An 18,352-nucleotide genomic window follows, 5' to 3' on the forward strand; every position below is an offset into this window, starting at 1 on the left:
TACGATCTCAGCCCGGCGCGAGACGGGCGACCGCGATGGTGGTGTTGTCGATGAGGCCGGCGAAGCGGGCGGTGTCCATCAGCGTGTCGGCAACTGTGTCGGCCGATTCCCGCCGTTCGGGCGGCAGAGCGAAGCCGAGGCTCAGATCGTCTGGATCGTCGCCGAACCAGCCCCGATCATGCGTCATCAATACCGGGTCGAACAGCCCGTCGGTGGCCAGCACGACCAGCAGGCCCTGATCGCTGATCCAGCCTTGGACACGGGCTGCCGGCACGTCCTCGCTGAGGTTCTCGAGGTGGCCCGCCGGCAGCTCGTAGGTGCTGCCCGTGCTGGCCCGGAACATGCCGACGCCACGGCTGACGAATCCCATCGGCCCGCCATGAGGCGTGCTGTGCCAACCCGGCCCGGCGGCGATCGGCACCAAGAATGCCATCGAGTCCCCTGCCCACGACACCAGCAGGCGGCCTTCGGGTGTCCACGCGGCAACCACCAGCGTCGTGAGCGCGATCACCGACGACACGCCCTCGTCGGCGCTGCGCATCTCGGGATGCAAGCCCCACGCGACCGCGTTCGCTGCGTCGAACGCTGCGGCCATATCTGCCTGGCTGGTAATGCGTTCGGGCAGCGCATCCACTGCGGCCTGGGCAGCCTCGTCCCCGAACGGATGACCGCCCAGCCCATCGGCCACCGCCATCACCCACGAGCCGTCAGCGTTGACGACCGTCCGGACGCGGTCCTCCTGCCGATCCCGCGGCCCAACCTCAGCCCGCGTCGTCAACTCTGCCGTGATGCTCACTGCAGAACTCTCGGACATCCCACCACTCCCATCTGCATCCTCAATCCGACCGTACCGAACCAGCACAGCGTGGCCCGTGTCGTTTTCGCGGACGCGGCTGCAGGAAGACGCCACCATGGAGCCAGCGTCGCCTTTGACGGCGAAGGACGTCTGGGGCTTGTCATCGGGCTTTCTCGTGCGGTTCTTAGACTTGAGTGCAGTGGCAACGACGCGCTTTTCCCGACCTGTCGAGATACCGGACGATCTCGCGGAGCACACGCTCGCGCCTGAACGCGGGCGTGTGAAGCTCCCGAGCCGCCTCGCATGGAGCGGTCAGGGCGAGTTCGATCTCGACGACCGTCGCGACCGCATGTACGTGTATCAATTGGTGATGACCGAAGGCACGTGCGACGACGTACGCCGCTATATCGACCTCAAGCTGCTCGTGGAGATGTGGTCCGACATGTGGCTCTCACCGCACGTGCGACAACGCTGGGACGACTGGTTGCGCGACCGCGAGCTGATTGCCTAGCACTGTGCTGACGTCGCTGCAGCAACGTGTGCGCAGCATCATCGCGGGGTTGCCCGAGGCCGACACAGTGGCTCTGGCTGGCGGCGGTGCGCTCATTGTTCACGGCATCGTCGACCGGGCCACTACGGACCTGGATTTCTTCTCGCCCACTGACGTTGATGTACGCATTTTCGCTGAGGCGACGTGCTCCGCTCTCGAGCAAGAAGGTCTCGGCGTCGCCATGGAGAGATCGAGTGCTGAATTCGTGCGTCTCCTCGTCAGAGACGGCAACGACGAGCTGAGTATCGACATCGGAATCTCCGGCCGTGCGTTTCCTCCAGTGTCCACCGCGCAGGGTCGGGTCCTCGCTGCTGAAGACCTCGCCGGTGACAAACTGCTGGCTCTCTTCGGTCGTGCCGAGCCACGCGACTTCATCGACGTCTACGCGCTCTCCGCCCGATTCGACGTCATAGACCTTTGCGACTTCGCCGCCGACAAGGATCAAGGTTTCAGCCTCGAACAGCTGCGCGACGCCCTCAGCGTGTTCGACCACCATCCACGTCAAGCGTTCCCGATCACCGATCCAGAATTCGAGACACTGCGCGACTGGGTTCATTCCTGGCGCGGCCAACTGCCGCGCTCAAGCCAATCGTCACGCAATGATCGCGGAAGCACATCGGAGTAGTAGGAGATGGCCGTCAAGTGTCCCGCCTGCCGGATCACCGACCAACGGGTCTGGCTGGGAATTGTCGAGACAACGCTCAACGAAATCTTGGACGAAGTGTCAGAGTCACCTCGTCTGGACACCGCCGGCAGCAGTATCTGGTTGGCCCGCTGTGCGCGGGCTGACTGCTCAACTCTGGCCTACTGGTTGCGAACCCCATCGGAGCACTCATTCGACGGATGGTCAGATGAGCGGTTCGCCGCCTTCCACCGGGATATCCGTCAGGCACCGGATCAAGGCCTGAATGGCGAAGAAGTGGATCTCTACCGGGAGGCTGCCGCGGTAGCTGGACTCTCGCCTCGTTCCGCCTGCGCGCTTCTCAGACTCCTCCTGGAGTCGCTGCTCAAGCGTCACCTTGCTGATGCCGGGCACTCGATTAACAACAAGACGCTGTTCAAGCTGATCGAGCTGGCTGAACAAGAGCTCGATCTTTCGTCACTACTCAAGAGCGGACTTAGTGCAATCCGGGTCCAAGGCAACGAGGCCTCGCACGACATCTATGGGATCAGCGCCGAGACGGCCGACGCCAATGTGAAATGGCTGTTCGTCGCGATCGATCAACTAATCGACGATCTCTACGTCAAGCCCCAGGTCTGGGCAGAACTCGAGCAGCGGCCCAATCCGGAAGAAGAGCCGTTCTGAGGCTGCATCACAAAGGCTCGGGTTCCGGTCTTGCACATCGAGCCTCGGGACCGCACGGCAGTGATGGCGCTGGGGTGACCCCCTCGTGCCGTGCGCCAGGGTCGCTCGGCGACGTCTACCAGCGGGAGCGGATGTACTCCAGTGCGTCCTTCGTGTTGTAGAGCCGCGTCGAATTGCCCATCCGCACGTAGAACTCGGCGTCGTCGCTCAGGTAGACCGGCTTCGGGCTCGGTCGGATGTCGAGCCTGCAGACGTCGCCTTCCGGGAACTCCTCGAATGTCACATCAATGAGGGTGGCCGTCGGCGACTTCCCGATCTCTCGGTCGAGCCGCGTGATCAGCCAGTTTTCGAAACCGTCCCGACCGTTGTTGCCCGTCGTTGAGTAGTCATCCGCCAATCCGGTCGGGTTCTGCCTGTCGTGCACGCCGATCAGCAGGACGCCCCCGCCAGCGTTCATGAATCCAGCGACGGACTTCAGGACGCTGTGCTCAAGCTTCTTGTCGGCCTTGCCGGTGTAGGGGTTGAAGCGCGCCGTCTGCTTGTATTCGACGGTCTTGCTCTCGCCTGCCTCGATCAGCTCTGCCGTCGAGCGGCGCTGCTCGTGCTCGACCTCAGCCACATCGAGGTCGGGCTCGGTCTCAAGTTCATCCGGTTGCTCTGGAACCTCGACCCAGATCTCGCGCCCGGTGTCCTCTTCCAGGTACGAGAACGCCGTCTTGGCATAGTCGTGGAACGCCAGCTTCTTCAGCTGCTCCTTGACCCGGCGTCGACCCTCCATGGCGAACTCGAGGTACTCCCGCAGTTCACCGTGGCCCCACTCACCGTGCGGATGCAGGATCTTCACCAAACCCGACACGGTCTTGCGCACAGCGCGCTCGTCTCGGGCCGACAGATGCGAGCCAAGCCCGAAGTCAGCGTCGATCGCCCGCACCTGGCTGCTCTTGCGGAGTTGGCGCATCGCCTCGGCGAAGTAGTCAGACACGAATCCGAAGTGATCAGTGAAGAGCCTCGCTTCGAGCTTCGGAGCTTCCCAGCCAGGCAGGGAGTAGTGCAGCCGATCAAGGAACGCCGGATCGATCATCTGCGGCGGAAGATCGGCGAAGAGGTGTGCCGTACGAACCAGCTCTTCATGGGGCTTCGAGGTGTTCCCGATGAACACGACCGACGCCTCGGCCGGGATCTCTTCCTTGCCGCGAGCAAATGACCCGGACTCCATGAAGTCCTTCAGCATGTTGACGACGGTCGAATCCCCCATCTGGAGGCCGGCGACCTCATCGAAGGCGACGACGTCCCACGTGCCGAGCAGACCGACTCGGCCGCTCGACATGTTCACGAACAGCTGAGCGACGGTGACCTTGCCGCCTGATATGAGGATCGCGTTCGGATTGGACTCACGGTAAACGAAGGACTTCCCGGTACCCCACGGCCCGAGCTCGATGAGGTTGTAGTTCCGTTCCACCATCGGGAGCAGGCGCGTGAGTGCCAGCAGCTTGCCGCGATGGTCGTACTCGGTTGGCTCGAGACCGATGGTCCGCACGACAAGGTCGAGCCAGTCGTCACGGCTGAACTCCCGCCTGGCATCGACATAGGCGGGGAGGTCGAAGGCAGCGACCTGGATGGGCTTCAGTCCAGCGATGTAGAAGGGTGTCTTCTGCGCCTTGTCCTCTAGGTCGTTGTAGACGAGGTCGATCTGCGACCAGGCACCGCCGCCGAGGAGACGCTCGTACTTGTAAACGGTCTCCTCAGGGATGTTGATGAACTTCGACCCGAAGTTCGCCAACGTCGCCCAGAACTTCTTGTCGGACTCAACGAAACGGACATCGACCTTGTCGATCAGGCGGTGCTTGCCCTTCTTCTTCAGTTCAGCCTTCGCCTGCTCGGACTCGTCAGGTCGGATGAAGTTGTCGGCGAGCACCTGATTGACGACGGTGAGGCCAGCCTCGATCTCGAACGGGTCGGATGAGGCGCAGTACTTGCCAAGGAGGAACTCGAGCACATAAACGGGCACTGACGCGCCGACCTTGACCTGACGCACCAGATCTTTACGCACGACTCGGCCAGGGAAGAACCGGTTGGCTAGCTCGTCGAGGCGGTCGTGTTCGCGCTCCGTCACAACTCTTCCTGGACCATCACGTGAGCCGCCACCTCGATATCAACAGCATCGCCGAGGCGAATTCCGGTCGAAGCATCGAGCACTTCGAGGATGGCCACAGAACCGGCGGTGAGATTCTCCGAGATTCGCATGGTGATCACCTGGCTCTTGTCCACTGCCGCGTCAATGGTGCCAGTGACCGGGTCGAAACCGTCGCCACCGACGACTCGAGCGATGCGCTTTCCATTCTGCGAGAGGACGACCCGTACAGGGCTCTCACTGGTGAACAAGTCGCCGGTCATCTGAATCGTGACGGCGACGACACCGGTGGTGATTCGTCCGCCCGCCACAGACAACTCGATCTCATACTTCGGCTCGGCTGTCGGCTCGTCCGACACCACCGTGATAACGGGCACGACGAGTTCTTGCGGAGACAGTCCGCCGTGGAAGAACTGCAGACCACCGCTGGCCACAAACACGCCGAGCCCCCGCGGGGCGATGATGTCGAGACCGCCGCCGATACCGAAGTCGGACAGCGGCACCTTCACGGTCGAGTCCGTCGCGGTGCCGCCGGTGCCGATCCAAGCCCGTCGATGCGGCTCTCCCCTGCCGGTTGGCGGCTTGTCGACCCGCAGCTTCTCCCCTAGCTCGCGGACGGCGAGGAATCCGTGGTCGGCTGTGAGAACGACGCGCCGGATGCCGGCGTGGAGCAAACGAGCGACTGCGGTTTGGAGCACATCGAGCGTGGAATCGAACGAGCCCCAGCTTGCAGCGAGCTGGTCGGTCTCGCCGTCTGCGTCGATCTCGGTCGACCTAACGAGCACGAGGGACGCTCCCTCGATGTGCTTCTTGAGTTCGCGATTGGTGTACTGCGCCAGTTTGTCGAGCGGTATATCGGCCACCTTGCCGTGAACCTTCTCGAACCGATTGACTCGGTCAGAAACCGTTCGGACGGTCCTTCCCTGGATATGCACCGCGAGGCGCGAATCCGCATTCAGATCAATGTCGAATCGTTCCTCCGCACCAGGCGTGACTGCGGCCATGCCTATCGGCGTGATCGTCGGAGCAGCAGCTGCCACTGCGCGCACGTCGACGGTCGCATTCAGTCGCCCAAGCCTGGTAGCGAGGTCCCGGCCGAGTTCGTACCGCAGAGCATCTACGAGCACATATGCCGTGCGAGTCCGGCCGCGCACCTCTGCATGGTGAATGCGGCGCTGCTGCTCGTGATCGGGGACGTTCGCATCGCTGGAAATCGCCTCCGCCGTCCGCCGCAGCACTTGGTCAAGCCACTGTTCGTAGCGTTGGCGGCCGAGCCGGAACGCATCGTCCAACTCATGCAGATCGGTGCCGGCGCTGACTCTCAGTAGCTCCATGCGGCGGTAGGCGCTGTCGACCTCCCAGCCGGTCGACGAGTACCAGTCGACAACGGATGCCAACGACGCGGCCGCGGGCAGTTCGCTCTCCAGAGCAGCGTTCAGACCAGCGATGGCGGCAACTGCACGCCACCGAGCATGAAAGTCGTGACCCTCCAGCCGGTTCGGTTGCGCCCACCAGCTCGACTGCAAGCGCTCCTCGGCCAGTTCGCTCGCAGCATGCCAATCGCGTTCGCCGAGAAGGCGTCTGGCTTCAAGCAGCGCAAGCTCCTCAATGCCTGGGGTGAGATCAATGCTGCTCATCCCCTCCCGCCAAGTCATGACAGCGGCTGTGTGCAACGCGCTGTCAGCCTCGTTGGCGAGTTCAACGATGGCGGCCGAGCTCTCGGACAGTGCCCGGAGGAGGCCCCACGTGTCGTTGACGGTTTTGCGCTGTGGCGCCGTGACCGACGCGAATGCCCCGGTGAAATCGTCGGGCAGCATCCCCGTCGCCTCGTGGAGCACTGTGAGTACGAAGTGGCGAAACACTTCTGAGCGGAGAGCTGCCCCGTTGGCGACGTCGGCCTTGGCACCGGTCGACTTCGCAAAAAAGGCATGGGCGGCATCGAGGAGCACAGGTTCCGTCAGCTGCTCGTCGTACGAGCCCGAGAGCAGAGCCCGGGCGATAGCTGCTGTTCCTGACTCACCCACCAGCGTCATCAGTCGCGCATCCGCCTCGCTGGCACCGGCGTCCAGTGCCGCCTCCACCTCCGCCAGGGTTTGGCACTGCTTGCCCAACTCCTCAAGCCGCTGATCGGTCAGCTGGCCCCGGAGCGAATTGCGGATGACGGTGGGAAGCAAGCTGCGATGCGAGAATCCGACCGACCGCAACTCCTCAAGTGGGTCGTTCTCGGGCGCCGGAGCTGAAACGTAAACAAGCAGGTTGGGTGATGTCGCTCCAGCGAGTTGCGCTTCGATGTCCCGTCGGAGTGCAAACCAGCTTCCATCGAACGTAGCGACGGATACGCCTTCCGGAGCGATCTCACCGGCGACCGCGCCATAGGACTGCTCTCGGTCATCCCAGATAACGACGCCGTACCGCTGGAGCTTGCTAGCAAGCTCCCTTGCCAAGTGGTCTCGTACTGGCGTCACAACTGATCCGCGTACTTCGAGACCGTCGACCATGCGTACTTGCCTTGCCTCAGCTCAGCGCGGTACTTCGCAGCGTCCTTCCATGCCGGAAACAGCGACGCCAACGGCGCGGCGTTAAGCACCGCCCCATCGTCGAGGTCAGGCTCCCATCCAAAGTTGGCAATCCGATCCGCTTCGTCCCTGAAGGCAACAAGCTCGACGGCGAGCTTCTGCTCAGCGCCAAGCTCTTTCGAGACAGCAGCGATAGGTCGGCCAGCACCACCGTCCTCGTACTCCCGCTGCAGCGTGGCGATCCGTCGTTCCGCCAATCGTTGGCGCTGCTCAGCCTCTCGAACGGTGGCGAACAGCATCTCGCGAGATAGGCGAGGCATGTACAGCCAGACACCCCATGCCTTCGAAGGAACCTGGAGCTGCCAGTAGATCGGAGCCTTACGACTGCTCATCGAGTACTGGACGAGGTGTTGAGAGAAGAACTTCGTGCGGATGTAGCGGCTCAGCTGCATCGGTGCGCCGACGAGCGAGGCGCTGAGATCCTCTACCGAACAGCCTGTGATGTACTCGAGCGCCAACGCTACGCGACGGCTTACGTCGCGGTCTTCGCCTGGATCATCCGGCATGACAGCATCGGAAGCAACCTCGATTGGGTAACTCGCACGTGCCGCTCGAAGTGCCCCTGGAGGTAGGGGGCGGCGCGGCTCCCAGGGGTGAGTCGAACTTGTCACATTCGAGGGATCTCGGCCGATTTCGATATCCCATCGACCGAAAGCACAACCGACGGCGTAGGAGACCAGATCAGCGAGCTGCTTCTCGCCCGTCGGTGGCGCTCGATAAGGTCCAACGTGGCCCTGCGCCAATTCGTGGACACGCTCCTCCAAGTCCTCGTCCAGCCACCAAACTGGCGGGACGCTTCCTTGGTGCCCTCCTTGTGAGTAGCTCGTCGGCAGGGCTCCGAATTCCTCGCTCAGCATCCGGCGATCGGATTCATCGAACCCCATGGCGTCCAGCACCGCTTCATCCACAGCCGCTAGCTCGGCGAACGGCGTCGCGGCCGGCTCGACCCGACCGTAGGGAGCGAGGAACCGACCTGTCGTCTCGTCCCAAGTGTCATTGGCGGCCTTCCAGTCGACGATCCTCGCAACCGCTGCGGCGACTGCACCGCTGTCCCAAAATGCCGGAACCTCCGGAAGCCTCTTGACAGCACCAACTTCCCAAGATCCGAACGTCGTCAAGTAGCCCAGGAACATCTGTCCGGCTCGGGAGAGCAGATAACCGAGGGCGCATAGAAGCGCCTCTTCACCGTCACCATCAATAAACACACCACTTCCCTTGTCGGCAAAGACCGCTCCATCCGGCATCACTCGGGGGTTGAAGCCCTTCACCGTTCGTCGTGGCCAGGTAAGCCCGCGCCGAAAGTAGTACTGCGTGTTCTGGGCCCGGCTGCCGCTGCAAGCGCGGATGCGCTCCCCGTCGTTTTCCCAGTCCACGAGGAGGTGGATGTCCCCCCAAAAGGGGCTGTATGCGCCACCCTTCGCGAACGGCACCCAGCGGCAACCATGTCGAGTGTCACTTGTCGAGAATCCGACTCTTTCGGGGTTGACCTCCCATGCTGCTCGTACGAACCGAAAATCATCACCTGTTGCCAGTCCCTGCCTCACCTCCGCGCATGCTGCGAACGCAGGCCGAGAGCGGAACTGATCCCTCATCGCTTGGCTCATCCAATACGAGACGGGCCAGCCCGGCACTGCTCCAAACTCGGAAAGCTCGACCACGTATACGCGGTGGTCATCGTTGCCGACGCGGTGTGCGCCGCTCGTTTCCCTCAGAGCCTTGCTTCGATCCACCTCAGAGTTAACGCGCAGGAACACGCCTTCACCCTCCGGCTCTGCCCGAGCCAGCACGTACGCCGCAGCCTCGACCCGAGCGTCTTCCATCACCCGTTCACCGAGGTCAGCGAGGACGACGAAGCGATTCGCAAGCAGCACCTCCCTTCGCCACTTTTCGAAGGTCCTGGTAATCAGACCTCCACGTGACGTGATCGCTGCGCATGTGCCGACCCGCTCCTCAGCGAGTTCAAGCCCGCGTCCGACAAACGCCGCGAGAAGGTTGTAGTCCTTATTCGGAATCCACGGGTAGGCCGCCTTCAGGTAAGTCTTGGACGCAAAGACAGGCTCGCCGAAGGGTGGATTCATCAAACACGCCGTGTACCGGCGGCTCATGGCTTCGATGAAGCGAACGGCGTCGTGTGCTTCGGCAGCGAAGAGTCTCTGTGCCACGGTCGACGTCGTCTGGTCAGCAATCGTCTCCAGCGTCTCCAAGACAACAGACTCGACGTTCACGGCATTACCGCCAGACCACCCTTCGGAAAGAGTTCCCTCAAGGTGGCCGGTCCCGAACACATCACGCGCCTCCCGGTCGAGCCTCTCTTCGATCTTGAGCAGCGGACCGAGCACCGGAGCCATGATGAGTTCCTCGGCTATCGCTTGCACGACCCGGCCGACGTGCGGCGGCAGGGTGGCGATTAGTTCGTCTGCCTCTGGAGTGTCTGGCAGTGAGCGGGCGCAGATCACGTTCGGTTTCGGCAGTGGCGTGCGGCAATGACGCCGTGCACGAAGGATCACAGCGGCCTGCGCAATCTGGGTAGCGCGAGGATCGATGTCGATGCCCCACAGCGACCGGACGATGTCAGGCGCCGCGTCTCCAGGTTCGACGCCAGCGTGCCGCCAAGCGGCCTCCAGCACGTCATAAGCACCGAGCAGGAAGTGACCGGACCCGCAAGCCGGGTCGAGCGCGCTCACCTCGCGGAGGTCGATCGGCTCCGCGGCGGGCTCAGGCACCTCGACGAGCATCGGCAATTCGCCCGCAAGCGCCGGGAACGACGCGGCGAGGTGCACGCCGAGGCCGTTCTGAACAAGGAACTCAACGACGTACGAGGGCGTGAAGAACTGGTTCCGTACTGCAAGTTCCCTTGAGTTTCGGGGAGCTGAAGACTGCCGCATCTCCTTTCGTTCATCGGACGAGTTGAAGAACTGGTAGGACCAACCAAGCGCATCGGGTGCCGACCAGATCGACTCGTCGACAGCGACGAAAAGCTCGATCAATTCCGAGAACGCTGCCGTCGACGGCTCAAGTTCGAGCAGTGGGTTGCGAGGGTCGAAGAGCGCGGGGACATCGGCCGAGAGTTCATCAGCACAGATCCGCACGAGGAGGCGGAAGCGTTCCCATTCCTCATTCGCGCTGGCGGGCGCTATCTCGGCGAAGTCGCGGAATCCTTGCGAGACGAGTCCGTTGCCGATCGCTTCGGGCAGCACGCCGAGTCCTTCCGCCACCCGCAGGGTGACAAGCCGGTTGACGTGAGTGAAGGCGGCCTCGCGGATGAGACGCTCGACTGCCGAGGATTCTGTCTCGCCTTCGCTGCGCAAGTAAGCGATGACGTCGAGTAGGTCAAGTCTGACCGCCGCCTCAGACGCATCGAGCGGCAGGGCCTCGGCATCTTCGATCCGTCCGTCGCTGCGGTGGATACCGAATTCGCCTTCCAACGTCGATGCCAAGTCGATCTCAAGTAGCGACCGCGCCTTCTGGATGAGGTTGCCAAGAGCTGTCCGCTGAGCACCGTCCAGTGCCACGGTCACCGGAGCCGGACCTCAGTGTCTTCGCTAAGTTCGCTCAGGACTGCCTCTCGCAACCGGCCGAGCGCCGCATCCAGCTCGGTCTCGGAAGTGATAGGTGCGCTCCAGACTTCGGCGGCGCGCACATGGCGGACCTCGCGAGTTGCCACCAGAGCATCCAACGCGTCCGACACCGAGCCGACTGCACCGTCGACACTCTGGATGTTTGCCCGTAGCAACGGGATCTCGGCGGTGTCGGCGAGGCGGGCCAGCGGAGCGATCGCCTCGTCGAAGACATCGTCATCGACAGACGGATATCGAGATCGGAGCGCCAAGGTGGCTTCCGCCACCTTCTCGGCGACGGCGTCTTGGAGCGAAGCCAAAGCGTTGGCCTTGGCCTGTTCGATCTTGGTGGTATGGCTCTTGATCTTCGCCAGATCATCGCCGTAGCGCGCACGGGCCAAGAGTTCGCCGAGTGCTGTGGCCTCCTCCACGATGTCGGGATCGCCAAGCTGGAGGCCATCGCGGCTCGCCGCAACGGCAGAGCGCAATGTCGGCATCTCGTGTTCAGCAACCGAGGCGAGTGCAGTCACCACCGTTCGTCCGTCAGCGAGATCGATCCGGCGTTCATGCATAGTTTCAACGACCAGGTCATCGTCGTCGCCTGACAGACGCTCGAGGAGTTCATGCATGACATCGAGCTGCTCAGGCACGTCGAGGCCAGCGCCTCGGAATGTCGACATGGCTTCCGTGCAGGGCTGACGAAAGCCATCGAACACCGACCGGCCACGATGCGCGAGCGATCCGACGTCGATGCCGACCGGCTCTCCGGTCAACTCGTGCAGCCACTCGGTGACCTTGCCGCGCACATCGAGATCGGGTCCGCTTTCCTCGGCAGGCCGAAACGAAGCGGCCCGAAATGTTGGCAGCTTGGCGAAGATCGGCTCCAGACGGTGGTCCGTGTACGACGTGATCCGAGATGCCTGAGAGACGACTTCGAGGAGCCCGGCCCGAATAGCGGTGGCCAGAACCACCTGCAGCGCCTCGGGCGAACAACCAAAGGGCGGGCTCCCGAAGTGCCGCTCGAGCTGCTGGCCGCTCTGATCCTCGTTGTACTGCTTGCGGGCACCGATGTGGCCGACAACGGTCTCGATCGGCCCGCTGCCGATCACGAGTTCGTGCCCGCTGCTCGTGATCGTCACAACGTTCAGTCCGTCCGCGCCGCAACAGTCTGGAAGCCCTGCCAGGGAGTCCGCCTTCAAGACCTGCACAGGGTCGGTTCGCCTGACCGTCGCCGTGAACTCCTCGAGCCGTGGATAGATCTTGTCGAGGTGGTCAGTGATGACCTTCTGAGCGGCCGGTTGCAGCTCGCCCTCGGGTGCCGCCTGTGAGGTTCCGCCGAAGACAACCGTCCCGCCGATCATGTCTCGGGCCAGCAGCTGACTGGCCGTTTGCCCGTGACGGTCCGCCCGCTTGCGTTCTTCCTGGAGCAGGAATCGCTCGGCTTCCCCTTGATCGTTCTTGTGACGGTCGATCATCTCCTCGCTGCGATAGAGCTCGACCAGCGCCTCGAAGGTGTCGTTCTGAGTCTCGTACGCCCAGTAGATGCGACTGTCGTTGTCTTCTGCCCGTGAGGTGAATCGCAGGGCGTCGAGATCATCGGTTTCTCGAATGTCGAGACTGATGTCGCCGTCGGTGAGCTTCTCGCGCTCGACGGTCAGCTCAAGCCTGAAAGTTCGGCCCTTCTTGACAGTGAGTGATCCGAGACGGTCACGTAACAACGTCTTGCGGATCCTCTTGTGGCGCTCGCCGATGTCGATCTGCCTGCGTTCCTTCTCCCAGTTCTTCTGTTCCGGGGTCTGCAGCCGATAGCCGTCATCACCCTCGCGCAGACGGTCCTCCCTCACAAGGTCCGCGAGCGCGTCGCGGACCTCCGATTCGAGGGGGTCTGCGTGCGTACTCGGGTGCAGGAGCACCGCCAAGTTCCGCGGAGAGAGCGGTACTCCGGGAACGTCGGTACACAGCGCCACAACCCGCATGATCTTGGCGTGGAGGCTGTCGTCACCATGTGCACTGGCGACCTGTTCGACTTCGTGGCGCCACGCAGTCGGGATCACTTCTTCAAGGAGGGTGTAGGAGCGATCCAGTGTCACGAGCGCTCCGACGTCATCGCCGTGAAGCCCGACTGCCGGGTTGGTGATCAACTGCTGCGTGTGCTTGATGATCGTGCGGTTTGACCCGCCCAACGTCTGTGGCGCACCACCCTGAGCGCGTCGGGCCGAGACAGCGTCGATCAGGACCTGCAGCTGGTACGGCACCAAGGGATACAGGCGAACGAAGTCCTCTTCGCCGAATGGCTCGTAGCGGTCTGACTGCAAGGCGACGGACGTGGCGAGCTTGTTGCGATCCGTGTCGAGAGCGGCACGAACAGCCGAAGAGCCGTCGGCGCTCTTGTCAAGGACGCGCCGCCCGGTGACCTCGTCAATATCGGAAGGCAGCAGGTCGACGCGAATCGGAAACCGGTCAACGGCCTTGGCAAGTTCGGTCTGCTTGCCTTCGAGGCTGTCAACCACGTCGGTGAGCTTCTCCTGCGACGTGGCGAGCAGCCAGAGCGCACCTTTCTTCTTCTGGCAGGCCTCAGCGAGACCCTGAAGGCCGAGCATCCGGTCGACAGAGCGAGCGACGTACTGACCCGCCTCGTCGACGATGAACACGAGGCGCGTGGTCCCGCTTCGGCGCCTTGCGAGCATCTCCAGCGCACGGTCAGCGAACCAGTTGGCGTTGATCTCCGGCGGGCTGGCGGCGTTCGACCAAGAGTCTGCTGAGGGGTAGGTGTCGGGGTCGAGTTCGTGCAGCACCCGGCTGGCCCGATTCTTGGCTGTGATGACGTTGCGGTCGTCATTCCACGACCGGTCATTCACCGACTCGTACGTCGAGAGGAACTGCCCGAGGCCGATCGTCTCATCGGGTCCCTCGAGTGCGTACTCGAGTTCGGCCAGCGTGACGTCGCGGCTGTAGCCGAGCTGCTCGAGCAACGTTCGGTATACCGGCAGCACCACTGCCTCGCCCTCGCGCAACACGTTGGGGCTGGTGGCGAGATCGAGAAGTACGACCTCGGCCTCGATTTGCGAGTGGACGGTGCGGAGCAGTTGGCTGGCGCGCGGGATCTCATTGAGCTCAAAAAATCGCTCGGCAACTCGCCGGCCGCCGATCTCCGGGTTGGCGATGAGATACCCGAGCACCTTGGCAAACGAAGACTTGCCTGACCCAAAGAAGCCGGACACCCAGATATTGACCGTCTCGCTCGGGTTCAGGATCATCTCCTGGAACCTGTCGAGCACGTCAGTGAGCTCGGACGCAATGTGGTCGGTCGGGATGTACTCCTCGACCTCGGTGAGGATCGTGGACTCGTCGTCGACCTTGATGACCTCTTCGATCTTGCGGTCAATCGGCCGGCTGAACAGTTCTTCGATTCTCACGATTCACCTCGGGGGATGATGAGGGCTCGGTAGCCGTATGTCGGCTCGGTCTTGCCCATGAACCGGAGGCCGTAGTCGCCCGAGATGCTGCCTGGGTAGAGCAGCGTGACCGGGCTGTCGATGCGAGCCTTGAGTTCGTCGAGCAGCGTGCTCGTGCGGTGGGCCGGATAGAGCGCGCCAGCGCGGTACAGGAAGATTGCCGAGCGATCGGTCTGCCTAGCTTGAACCCGGTCGACGACGCGGTCGGCGAATGTGGGGCGTGCGCTCAGCACCTGCCGAACAGCGAGCTGCGCTTCCTCGTAGGCACCGGCCCGTTCGAGGTTGATGATCTCGTCGAGTTGGCCACCCTCCTCCAGGGTCTTCCAGAAGACGTCGGCGAGCGAGACGGTGTCGCATTCGATGTTCCGCGGGTCGGCTTCGAGCCACATGCGGAGATCATTCAGCTCCCGCCTCACGGCGTACTCGTCCTGCGGCTCGTACTGGTAGATGAAGAAGGGCACGGTTGCCTGCGTCTCGTAGTAGCTGACGATCCGTTCGGCGATGTTGGCGACGGGCTCAGGCAACGGCACGAGCGACCTCCACCAGACTCTCGACACGCCAGTCGATCCGAAAGCTCGAGCCGGCACGGTCGTAGTACACGAGCCCTTCTGCGGCGAGGCGGTGCATGTGTTGATCGATCCGAGGTCCGTCGAGCAGCCATCGCTTCCACACCGGCGCTGTCAAGAGCCCGCGGCTCGACTCACCGCCCTGATGGAGTCGGTAGGCGACGTAGGCGAATCCACCATCCGAGATCGAAGGGCCAGTGATCTCCTTGTTGGGTGACTTCGTCGCGCCTTCGAGACGTCCAAAGTCGCGCAGGGTGGCCAGCAGCCCTTGGGCAACCCGTCGTTTCAGCGATGGTGACCAGGCTGGGACACTCTCGGCCATTTCGAGCTCGGTCAGCCATTGCTCGGCCAGATCCGCGTTAACTCCGAGCCGGCCTTCGTCGTACCAGCCAGCGAGCGGTCCCTCGGCGAAAGCCCCGAGAAGCTGGTCGGCTCTGGAAGCCTCGTAGTAGCAAGCGTCAGAGAAAGCAGCGGGGTTGCCGCAGAGAATGCGGAGAGCCCGGACCAAGTCCTCGCCCGGGTCGACAAAGCGAGGGCGGAGGGCGTACATGGTGACATCGGATGCCCTCGACTGCGAAGGCAACCCAAGCAGGTTCTGCTCGTTGATGAGCGACAGATTCGCTGCGCTTGACAAGGTGTCGTCCCACAACGAGACGAACTGCCGTGTGTCATCGAGCAGGGCGCCACGCTTCGAGATGTTCGAGCTCATCACCGTCAATCGGTCACCTCGAGGAATGGCGCGGCGAAGGTCGCGCGACCGACATACACAGCAGCAAGCGTCTGGACAGCATCGGCAACCGCGGCAGGGTCTTCCAGCACCGAGCGCTCGATTGAACCGGCCCTCAACGCATCGCCGAGGGATTCGATTCGCGGCCTCTTTCCGGCACGTAGAGAATCTTCAATCGCATCGAGCGTCGCAGTCTCGAGGAACTCGAATATCGCTGACGGCTCGTCTTCGGTCTTCTGCTCGGAAACCCACGCTGCTGTCCAGCGTCGTACTGGCCAGCGGTCGCTGAACAGGTGGACAGCGTTCGGCCGGTCGATGATGTCGTTGTGCCGGTTCGCCGCCGACGCCAAGTCGAGCTCAACTGCCGCCATACGCCACGTACGCGGAAGCCGCTGCTTCAGGACAACGCGACCCGCCGCGCCGAATGAGCGAGACCCCCACCAATTCCGCAGATCGGCCTCACCCAGTCGGGCGACTCGAATGGCGGATACAACGATCTCGTCGACGTCAGGTGTTGAGACCGCTGGTGCCACGGCGCCCCCCGCTCGGTGCCTGCCCCCGGTGTCACGGCGGCCGTGACGGCCCTAGTGGGAGGGACCCGGATCAGCCGCAGCCGCGCCGACTCAGACTGCGCCGTCCGACACATAGATGTGCCCGGGCACGTCGGCTTTCGCCGAACTCGATGCGGCAGTAAACCCTCGACGGGACGGTTGACTGCGCAGGATGCCATTCCTCGCACTGCTGTGAGGCCCACCGTGAGGGTCAGGCTTTGCGAACGCCGTCCAGAATGGGGCCGAGTTGATCGGCGCGCGCATCACCCGGCAGCGAGCAGGTCGTAGACGCAGCGAGGACGAGCGCAGCGACAAGCTCTCTATGGACTGCTCAGTAGCGCCCGTGGTCGTCAGCGTTGACAAGCCACGCCTCGACGCCACTCCTGATTCGTCCAATGAGCTTCATTCTGCCGACAAGCTGTCGCGCGTTCGACCAACGAACCAGCGCCACGACCCCCGCCAGGGTGCCCACGGCGGTCACGGGAAGCAGGAAATCCAGCAGATCCTCAGAGATCCCATCGGCCACAGGCAAACTCGAGTCTTCTGCCCGCACCTCTTCGTTCCACCAGCCGATCACGTCGTTGGCAGTACCTCCTCGGAACGCATCTGAACCGACAAAGAACCACACCATCAATCCTGCGACGATGACGGCCACGAGCAACCTCGCAAGCGCAAGTGTCACCGAGTGCTTCCTCAGCATGCACGCAAAGCGCGCTGGCCGCGTCAAATCTGCTGCGGGACGGCCTCCGCTGCCCTGCGTTTCCCATGACACCGCCAACATCTTTGGACGTCTTATCGGCAGATTCGCGCGACGCCCCAGGTAGGCCCGCCAAGCCGCCGTTTCCAACAGCCTGACGTACTTATGATTCTCGGCGGCGTCAAGGACTTCGAACTCCTCCGGCAGAATTAGGTGAGTGTTCACCGTCTCCAGTACTGCCGTCCCGAACTTTCGTATTCTCGGCGCGACCGGCGACGTGGCGTACTCCCGTACGTCGAGGACCCTTATGTCGAAGAAAGACCTACCGTCAACCGGTGACACCCCTGGGCGGGTCCACATTCTGCCGGGATCTAGAACGAAGAATCTGATGCGGCAGTAGCCAATCCCGGCCGCGGAGTTCCATGGCTCTGCAAGATGACATCGCCAGAGGCTGACGCCGGCCTTGAGATCTTCCGTCATCATCGGCTCAAACTCTGACAACTCGACGAGCGTTGCCGATACGTGGTCTGGAACAATCGTCTGGACCGGAGAGATCTGGTCCATCGGACCGCGGACGATCGGCATCCCGAAGATCAGGCTGCCCGACTCCGATGTGATCCACTGGGACAGATCTGCTGGCTTTCGCAGCCCCGAACCCGGAATCGCCAAGTCGAGGAATTCAACTACACCACCCGGCGCCTCTACTCCGCCCAGCACCTCAAAACGAAATCCGACATCTAGAAACCGAACCTCGCGTCCAAGGCCCGGCAGGATCCACAGATTCACATGCAGCTGGTACAACTTAATCGGAGTTCGAGAAATTACCGCAAGCGTGCCCATCGCTCCATCGCCCCCAAGGCCGCTTCAGGCCGCAGCGCAGAACACGCTCTCGGCCCGCTCTCCGTAGCGGTCCACCAGGCGATCTACATGCTGGAACCCGCTCGGGGCCAGCACCCGGTCAAACTGATGGCGCATTTGATCCGGGCACGTAAGTGCGACCTCTTCGTATCCGACGTCGAACGCTCCGGCGGTCACCTGACGTGCCAGCATCGTTGCCACACCACGTCCCCGCCAGTGGGATGCCACGAAGAACGTGGCGATTTTCAGGCGGCGCACTCCTTTCGGACGTAGCACCGCGACTCCAGCGAACTGGTCGTCATGGGTTGCCGCAACAACCAAGGGCCCACCCGCAGCGTCAAGCTGGTCGGCGACACGTTCAAGCCACTGCGACCCGCACGCATAGTTGCCAGCTACCGCAGGCGTGACGAGCTGAAGCGCCGCGAGCGACCTTCGTTTCGAAAGGCCGGACCGGCTGGTTGAGATCCTCGTCGACGCAGCGAAATCGAACCCTCTGTCGATACTTCGGATCAGATCAGTCGTCGTCCCGGTCACCCGAACCTTCTTTCCGACAACGCTCTACAAGCATCAACGATATGCGTT

General features: G+C 62.8%; 13 protein-coding genes. 3 read left to right on the forward strand and 10 right to left on the reverse strand.

Annotated elements, in window-relative coordinates; genetic code table 11:
• Nucleotides 1-7 precede the first annotated feature (7 nt).
• Nucleotides 8-796, reverse strand: a complete 789-nt coding sequence (locus ACOGI5_RS14245; protein ID WP_419865070.1) for a PP2C family protein-serine/threonine phosphatase — start codon at nt 794-796, stop codon at nt 8-10.
• A gap of 199 nt (nt 797-995) precedes the next feature.
• On the opposite strand from ACOGI5_RS14245, the gene ACOGI5_RS14250 reads away from it, so the two are divergent.
• Genes ACOGI5_RS14250 through ACOGI5_RS14260 form a run of 3 tightly spaced genes read left to right on the forward strand, consistent with a single transcriptional unit; the run spans nt 996 to nt 2,652 of the window.
• Nucleotides 996-1,307, forward strand: a complete 312-nt coding sequence (locus tag ACOGI5_RS14250; protein ID WP_419865071.1) for a transcriptional regulator — start codon at nt 996-998, stop codon at nt 1,305-1,307.
• Nucleotides 1,308-1,311: 4 nt separating this feature from the next.
• Nucleotides 1,312-1,971, forward strand: a complete 660-nt coding sequence (locus ACOGI5_RS14255; protein ID WP_419865072.1) for a nucleotidyl transferase AbiEii/AbiGii toxin family protein — start codon at nt 1,312-1,314, stop codon at nt 1,969-1,971.
• A 6-nt stretch (nt 1,972-1,977) separates the two neighbouring features.
• On the forward strand, nt 1,978-2,652 hold the full coding sequence (locus tag ACOGI5_RS14260) for a DUF4145 domain-containing protein (protein WP_419865073.1): 675 nt from the start codon (nt 1,978-1,980) through the stop codon (nt 2,650-2,652).
• A 115-nt stretch (nt 2,653-2,767) separates the two neighbouring features.
• Here the strand turns inward: ACOGI5_RS14260 and brxL are convergent, their stop codons facing one another.
• The 9 genes from brxL to ACOGI5_RS14305 form a co-directional block, all read right to left on the reverse strand.
• Complete coding sequence (brxL, locus tag ACOGI5_RS14265) at nt 2,768-4,765, reverse strand: protease Lon-related BREX system protein BrxL (protein ID WP_419865074.1); 1,998 nt, start codon at nt 4,763-4,765, stop codon at nt 2,768-2,770.
• Nucleotides 4,762-6,957: a PglZ domain-containing protein gene (locus ACOGI5_RS14270; RefSeq protein WP_419865075.1), complete on the reverse strand. Its 2,196-nt coding sequence runs from the start codon at nt 6,955-6,957 to the stop codon at nt 4,762-4,764. Before ACOGI5_RS14270 ends, brxL begins: the two co-directional genes overlap by 4 nt.
• Before the next feature lie 287 nt (nt 6,958-7,244).
• Complete coding sequence (gene pglX / locus ACOGI5_RS14275; RefSeq protein WP_419865076.1) at nt 7,245-10,877, reverse strand: BREX-1 system adenine-specific DNA-methyltransferase PglX; 3,633 nt, start codon at nt 10,875-10,877, stop codon at nt 7,245-7,247.
• The gene (gene brxC, locus ACOGI5_RS14280; protein WP_419865077.1) at nt 10,874-14,332 is read right to left on the reverse strand and encodes a BREX system P-loop protein BrxC; all 3,459 of its coding nucleotides are present in this window, start codon (nt 14,330-14,332) and stop codon (nt 10,874-10,876) included. The genes pglX and brxC overlap by 4 nt, the downstream gene beginning before the upstream one ends.
• Entirely contained in the window at nt 14,329-14,901 is a 573-nt protein-coding gene (locus ACOGI5_RS14285) for a BREX protein BrxB domain-containing protein (protein WP_419865078.1), read from the reverse strand. Before ACOGI5_RS14285 ends, brxC begins: the two co-directional genes overlap by 4 nt.
• Nucleotides 14,888-15,646: a BrxA family protein gene (locus tag ACOGI5_RS14290; RefSeq protein ID WP_419865079.1), complete on the reverse strand. Its 759-nt coding sequence runs from the start codon at nt 15,644-15,646 to the stop codon at nt 14,888-14,890. The genes ACOGI5_RS14285 and ACOGI5_RS14290 overlap by 14 nt, the downstream gene beginning before the upstream one ends.
• A gap of 5 nt (nt 15,647-15,651) precedes the next feature.
• Complete coding sequence (locus tag ACOGI5_RS14295; protein WP_419865080.1) at nt 15,652-16,197, reverse strand: BrxE family protein; 546 nt, start codon at nt 16,195-16,197, stop codon at nt 15,652-15,654.
• Between the two features lie 349 nt (nt 16,198-16,546).
• Nucleotides 16,547-17,698 carry a hypothetical protein gene (locus ACOGI5_RS14300; RefSeq protein ID WP_419865081.1) on the reverse strand — a complete coding sequence of 384 codons (1,152 nt, stop codon included), beginning with the start codon at nt 17,696-17,698 and terminating at the stop codon, nt 16,547-16,549.
• 78 nt (nt 17,699-17,776) lie between these two features.
• Nucleotides 17,777-18,304, reverse strand: coding sequence for a GNAT family N-acetyltransferase (locus ACOGI5_RS14305; protein WP_419865082.1), 528 nt, complete (start codon nt 18,302-18,304; stop codon nt 17,777-17,779).
• Nucleotides 18,305-18,352: the final 48 nt, after the last annotated feature.

The sequence above is a fragment of the Candidatus Poriferisodalis sp. genome (genome assembly GCF_965208925.1).
GTDB lineage: Bacteria > Actinomycetota > Acidimicrobiia > Acidimicrobiales > Poriferisodalaceae > Poriferisodalis.

Coding starts and splice junctions, on each gene's coding strand:
- ACOGI5_RS14260 (WP_419865073.1), top strand. CDS start 1,978: ATGGCCGTCAAGTGTCCCGCCTGCCGGATCACCGACCAACGGGTCTGG.
- ACOGI5_RS14290 (WP_419865079.1), bottom strand. CDS start 15,646: ATGAGCTCGAACATCTCGAAGCGTGGCGCCCTGCTCGATGACACACGG.